Annotated in this window: 4 protein-coding genes and 4 tRNA genes; 1 reads left to right on the top strand and 7 read right to left on the bottom strand. The window is 52.7% G+C overall.

Annotated elements, in window-relative coordinates; translation table 11 throughout:
* From ACNY69_RS21560 to ACNY69_RS21540, 5 genes are all read right to left on the bottom strand, one after another.
* The coding region (locus tag ACNY69_RS21560; RefSeq protein ID WP_418800327.1) for a GTP-binding protein at positions 1-624 on the bottom strand (624 nt) is incomplete at its 3' end.
* 108 nt (positions 625-732) lie between these two features.
* Positions 733-808: transfer RNA gene (locus ACNY69_RS21555), tRNA-Thr, on the bottom strand.
* Between the two features lie 5 nt (positions 809-813).
* Positions 814-888, bottom strand: a tRNA-Gly gene (locus tag ACNY69_RS21550).
* A 190-nt stretch (positions 889-1,078) separates the two neighbouring features.
* Positions 1,079-1,163 (bottom strand) — tRNA-Tyr (locus tag ACNY69_RS21545).
* 7 nt (positions 1,164-1,170) lie between these two features.
* A tRNA-Thr gene (locus ACNY69_RS21540) sits at positions 1,171-1,246 on the bottom strand.
* A 744-nt stretch (positions 1,247-1,990) separates the two neighbouring features.
* Here ACNY69_RS21540 and coaA point away from each other — a divergent pair.
* Complete coding sequence (gene coaA / locus ACNY69_RS21535) at positions 1,991-2,938, top strand: type I pantothenate kinase (RefSeq protein WP_111142217.1); 948 nt, start codon at positions 1,991-1,993, stop codon at positions 2,936-2,938.
* 42 nt (positions 2,939-2,980) lie between these two features.
* On the opposite strand, the gene birA is transcribed toward coaA, so the two are convergent.
* Both birA and murB read right to left on the bottom strand, forming a co-directional pair.
* Positions 2,981-3,940, bottom strand: a complete 960-nt coding sequence (gene birA / locus ACNY69_RS21530; protein ID WP_111142216.1) for a bifunctional biotin--[acetyl-CoA-carboxylase] ligase/biotin operon repressor BirA — start codon at positions 3,938-3,940, stop codon at positions 2,981-2,983.
* Positions 3,937-4,974, bottom strand: a complete 1,038-nt coding sequence (gene murB, locus ACNY69_RS21525) for a UDP-N-acetylmuramate dehydrogenase (RefSeq protein WP_111142215.1) — start codon at positions 4,972-4,974, stop codon at positions 3,937-3,939. The genes birA and murB overlap by 4 nt, the downstream gene beginning before the upstream one ends.
* Positions 4,975-5,057: the final 83 nt, after the last annotated feature.

Here is a 5,057-nt window from a genome sequence, read left to right as displayed (position 1 = left end):
GTCGATCGCACGGACTGGATCCGGGATGTAGTTGTCCAGGTGTTCAGCCAGCTCGATGATTTTTGCTTCCCACGCAGCGTCGCCTTCCAGCGCTTTCAGCGCAGAACCACGAACGATTGGGGTGTCGTCGCCTGGGAAGTCGTACTGTGACAGCAGGTCACGTACTTCCATCTCAACCAGTTCCAGCAGCTCTTCATCATCAACCATGTCACACTTGTTCAGGAACACGATGATGTAAGGAACGCCAACCTGACGACCCAGCAGGATGTGCTCACGGGTCTGTGGCATCGGGCCATCAGTCGCAGCAACAACCAGGATCGCGCCGTCCATCTGCGCAGCACCGGTGATCATGTTTTTCACATAGTCAGCGTGGCCTGGGCAGTCAACGTGAGCGTAGTGACGTGAAGCAGTCTCATACTCAACGTGAGCGGTGTTGATGGTAATACCGCGGGCTTTTTCTTCAGGGGTGCTGTCGATCTGGTCGAATGCACGCGCCTGGCCGCCGTTGGTTTTAGCCAGTACGGTAGTGATAGCTGCAGTCAGGGTGGTTTTACCGTGGTCAACGTGACCGATGGTGCCCACGTTTACGTGCAGTTTGTTACGTTGAAATTGCTCTTTAGCCATCGCTAGTCCCTCTAAGACACGGATATATCAATGATATCATCACATTAACCAGGCAACGCCTGACTGCAAGGAAGTTACAGAGAAAATCAGGAGGGAGATTAAAGGAAGTGGTGCTGATACCCAGAGTCGAACTGGGGACCTCACCCTTACCAAGGGTGCGCTCTACCAACTGAGCCATATCAGCACATCTGGAGCGGGCAGCGGGAATCGAACCCGCATCATCAGCTTGGAAGGCTGAGGTAATAGCCATTATACGATGCCCGCATCCTGGAACTCGGCTACCTGTTCTTTCTGTAGCTTGCAGAAAACAGAGAATGACTCTCTGTTATCTACTGCCTGCCAGCGAAGCTGACCGGCTTTGACTTCGCTAACGCTCAGTCTGAATTCAGGGTGATATATGACTCACCTGACAGATAAACAGGCTGTCTATCTGTACTCAACCGTGAGGCTGAGATGGTGGTGGGAGAAGGATTCGAACCTTCGAAGTCTGTGACGGCAGATTTACAGTCTGCTCCCTTTGGCCGCTCGGGAATCCCACCTACTTGATGGTGCCGGCTACCGGAATCGAACTGGTGACCTACTGATTACAAGTCAGTTGCTCTACCAACTGAGCTAAGCCGGCATCAAGTGGTGCGCATTCTAGGAAGGTCGGGCGTCGGATGCAACTAAAAAATCGCATATTTTTTTCTATCGCTTACTATTTGTGCAAATTGTCGCATTTTCGCGATTTCCTGCAGAATATTTGTGCAATCCGGCCCTGTTTTTCCCGGTTCAGCCGGTTATGGCCAGCGAGGCACTCCGCGCAAAAACGCCCTTTCTGACAGATAAATGATCCACCGCTCGCGCTTTTATTTTGCCTGTTTGAACTGAATGATGCTTTTTTAAACCAATTTGCCTCATTTTTTTATTCACCGTCGCGCTTCAGCATGAAATGGAGCCGCTTTTTTGATGCCACTGTTACGGGCAGTCTCAGAAAGACAGAGGGTTTTGCCAGGGATGTCGTCCGGCATCAGGTTTTGTCTTCCCCCTGCCCTTCTGTGCCCCCCTCTCCCGCGTTCACGTCCTCAGGAGAGGCCCGAAGTCAGATAAAAGGGAATAACGTCACACTGCCGCTGTGAGGCGCTGCAACGGAATAAACAAGCCCGGACGAGTGAAAACAGCGACTATCGTCACGTTTTGTGGTTATGCCGACGAAAGCGAGATCGCCTCTATCTTTTTACTTCTGTTGAAAGCCATACTGGTGATACCCTCCAGCCCATTGTTCTCACTGATAAACCAGCGATTCGTGATTCAATTCACCTGTGCTGTCCTGCTTATCGGATAACACGCGGTTGATTGCATTGAATTTGCGGTCAGATGCATGCTTATGGATAAAACGACACCCCTGACAACGCCTTATCTGGAGTTCACTCGCGAGCAGTGGGCTGCATTACGTGATTCTGTTCCTATGACACTGTCAGAAGATGAGATCGCGCAGCTGAAAGGTATCAATGAGGATCTCTCACTGGAAGAGGTCGCAGAGATTTATCTGCCGCTTTCGCGTCTGCTTAACTTTTATATCAGTTCGAATGTTCGCCGGCAGGCGGTACTGGAGCAGTTCCTCGGCACGAATGGCCAGAAGATACCCTACATCATCAGCATTGCGGGCAGCGTAGCCGTCGGGAAAAGCACCACGGCGCGTGTATTGCAGGCGTTGCTGAGCCGCTGGCCTGAACACCGTAAGGTGGAATTAATCACCACGGATGGCTTCCTTCATCCTAATGCCGTGCTGAAAGAGCGCGGCCTGATGAAGAAGAAAGGGTTTCCGCAATCCTATGATATGCACCGGCTGGTTAATTTCGTGTCTGACTTAAAGTCGGGCGCCAGCCAGGTCACCGCTCCGGTCTATTCGCATCTGATTTATGATGTCATCCCCGACGGGGATAAAGTGATTCAGCAGCCTGACATTCTTATTCTTGAAGGCCTGAATGTATTACAGAGCGGGATGGATTATCCGCACGATCCCCACCACGTCTTTGTGTCAGACTTTGTCGATTTCTCTATCTATGTGGACGCGGAAGAAGATCTCCTGCAAAGCTGGTATATCAATCGATTCCTGAAATTCCGTCAGGGCGCCTTTACCGATCCCGACTCCTACTTCCATCACTATGCCCGGCTTTCAGAAGCGGAAGCGATCGAAGTTGCAGGAAATTTATGGAAAGAAATTAACTGGCTTAACCTGCAGGAAAATATCCTGCCGACCCGCGAACGGGCCAGCCTGATTATGACCAAAAGCGGTGATCATGCAGTCGACAGGGTTCGTTTGCGTAAATAGCCGCTACCCTAAGAAAGCCTGCAGTAATGCAGGCTCGTTAATTCAGACCGGCCGCAGCGATATTTCACCGCCAACCCAGGATTTGATTTCACCCTCCTGTTCCAGCAGCAGGCCACCCTGACTGTCCACGCCACGCGCAATACCATGCACTTCCCGTTCGCCGATAAGCAGCTTAACCGGCCGGTTGATAAAATTATCCAGCGCGGCCCAGCGGGCGATAAAGGGCGTTAATCCTTCCTGTTCGAAGAGCGGCAGGGCGTCACGCAGACTGTTGATCAGTCGGGCCGCCAGTTCATTACGATTCACGCTGACCCCGGCTTCCTGCAGATTGATCCAGCCCTGATTTATCTGGGATGCATCGGCTGAACGCATCGCCAGATTAATTCCGGCACCCATGACAATCTGTGCAGCATCGCCGGTTTTGCCTGTCAATTCAACCAGGATCCCTGCCAGTTTGCGATCTTTCAGGTAGATGTCGTTGGGCCACTTAACGCGGACGTCATCGGCACCTAATGAACGCAATGTCTCCGCCATGATAATTCCAATCACCAGGCTCAGCCCCATCGCCGCAGCGGGCCCCTGCTCCAGACGCCAGTACATCGACATATAGAGATTGGCACCAAAGGGAGAAAACCAGTGACGGCCACGACGTCCGCGACCGGCCTGCTGATATTCAGCAATACAGGCAGCACCGGACGCCAGTTCATGCATCCGCTCCAGCAGATACTGATTCGTCGAATCAATGACCGGGATCACCGAGACGTTGCCCTGCTTAACCTGTGAGAGGATCAGCGTCTCATTCAGCAACTGGATCGGTGCAGAGAAGCTGTAGCCCTTTCCTGTTACGGTAAAAACGTCAAGTCCCCAGCTTTTCAGCGTCTGGATATGCTTATTAATGGCGGCCCGGCTCATCCCCAGCGTTTCGCCAAGCTGCTCGCCGGAATGAAACTCACCATCAGATAAAATATCGACCAGCTTCAGCGGGACACTGTGGTCTTTCATGCGATCACTCCGACGGCATTACACTCGCCCTGAGCCTTGATGAAGCGCACTTCAGGCTCCAGCCAGACATCAAACTTTTCACCTACCCGGGCGCGTACGGCTTTAGCCAGCGCCACGATGTCCTCTGAGGTGGCGTTATCGGCGTTAATCAGAACCAGCGCCTGTTGCTGATGAACGGCCGCACCGCCGATGCGATAACCTTTCAGCTGGCACTGGTCGATAAGCCACCCTGCGGCCAGCTTGGTTTCGCCATCCGGCATCTGATAGTGTGGCATCGTCGGAAACTGCGCCAGCAGTGAGCGGCACTGCGCCCCGGAGATGACCGGATTTTTGAAGAAACTGCCGACGTTGCCGGTGACTTTTGGGTCAGGTAACTTGCTCTGGCGCATCTGACACACCGCATGATAGACATCCCAGGCACTGGCAGTCAGCGGATCGAGCGTCTTCAAATCGCCGTAGGTCAGTACCGGCTGCCACTGCTTAGGCAATATGAACCCTACTGCGACGATCACGTAGCCTGACTGATAGCGATGCTTAAAAATACTGTCGCGATAGCCAAACTCACACGCCTTGCAATCGAGACGTTCTGTCTGGCCACTGTGCAGATTCAGAACATCGACATACTCGCAGACATCTTTTAATTCCACTCCGTAAGCGCCGATATTCTGAATGGGTGCAGAGCCCGTCATTCCTGGGATCAGCGCCAGGTTTTCCAGACCAGTGATCCCTTTTTCCAGCGTACTTTTAACCAGCTGGTGCCAGTTCTCACCGGCACCGACATGCAATCGCCAGTGTTTATCGTCATCCTGAATGTGGATGCCCTGAATACGGTTTAGTACGACGGTGCCGGCAAAATCCTCCAGGAAGAGGACATTGCTACCCTCGCCCAGCACCAGGAAGGGTGTCTGATCCTGCTGACTGGCCTGCCAGGCCGCCAGAATGGCCGCTGGCGTCTCAGCGACGATGCGTTTTTGTGTATGTACTTCAAGCCCGAGTGTATTGTCGGCTTTTAAGGAAGGATTCTGGCTGGACATTTGACGGCCTTTACTGAGTTATCTGGCCGTAGTTTACCGTATCAGAGAGGGGTTCTCAGGCTGTTTTCGGGGATCAGGCTGAG

This window comes from Pantoea graminicola (assembly GCF_048452665.1).
Lineage (GTDB): Bacteria > Pseudomonadota > Gammaproteobacteria > Enterobacterales > Enterobacteriaceae > Pantoea.
Note: the sequence above shows the minus strand (reverse complement) of the source record. Positions and strands in the feature narration are given on the sequence as shown.

What these genes read in the sequence shown, in the direction of transcription:
- coaA (WP_111142217.1), top strand. Translation starts at nt 1,991, where the DNA reads ATGGATAAAACGACACCCCTGACAACGCCTTATCTGGAGTTCACTCGC.
- birA (WP_111142216.1), bottom strand. Translation starts at nt 3,940, where the DNA reads ATGAAAGACCACAGTGTCCCGCTGAAGCTGGTCGATATTTTATCTGAT.
- murB (WP_111142215.1), bottom strand. Translation starts at nt 4,974, where the DNA reads ATGTCCAGCCAGAATCCTTCCTTAAAAGCCGACAATACACTCGGGCTT.